The sequence below is a fragment of the Thermoactinomyces sp. CICC 10521 genome (assembly GCF_016055135.1).
In the GTDB taxonomy this organism is placed as follows: Bacteria; Bacillota; Bacilli; order Thermoactinomycetales; family Thermoactinomycetaceae; genus Thermoactinomyces_A; species Thermoactinomyces_A daqus.
Genome location: NZ_JAECVZ010000104.1, coordinates 1 through 519 on the forward strand (window position 1 = coordinate 1; position 519 = coordinate 519).

Below are 519 nucleotides of genomic sequence, written 5' to 3' on the forward strand. Positions count from 1 at the left end.
TCCCGAGCATCAGTGCGCTTTCCGGGCATCAACAAGACATAAATAAATGTGCTGAATTTTTGATAAACCATCTAAGGCAGATTGGTTTTGAAAACGTTCAACTCATTCATACGTCAGGAAATCCCGTCGTTTATGGAGATTGGCTTCACGCACCGGGAAAGCCCACTGTTTTGGTCTACGGCCACTATGACGTTCAGCCTGCAGACCCGATTGAGTTGTGGGATTCGCCTCCCTTTCAACCGGAAATTCGCGAAGGTTTATTATTCGGCCGAGGCGCAACCGATAACAAGGGCCAATGTTTCTCTCAATTGAAATCGTTCGAAATCCTGTTTAAAACGACAGGCCGTTTACCTGTCAATGTAAAATTGCTGATCGATGGTGAAGAAGAGATTGGCAGCCCCAGTATCGCCTCATTTCTGGAACATTATAAAGACAGGCTGAATTCAGATGTAATTGTCATATCAGACACCGCCATGTTAAGTGAAAATCAGCCTTCGATTTGTTATGCCTTAAGGGGAT

At 44.7% G+C, this 519-nt stretch carries 1 protein-coding gene; it reads left to right on the forward strand.

The annotated features are described in order from the left end of the window. Positions 1 to 519, forward strand: a 519-nt coding sequence (locus I8U17_RS18205) for a M20/M25/M40 family metallo-hydrolase (RefSeq protein WP_198060017.1), incomplete at both ends; no start/stop codon positions are given.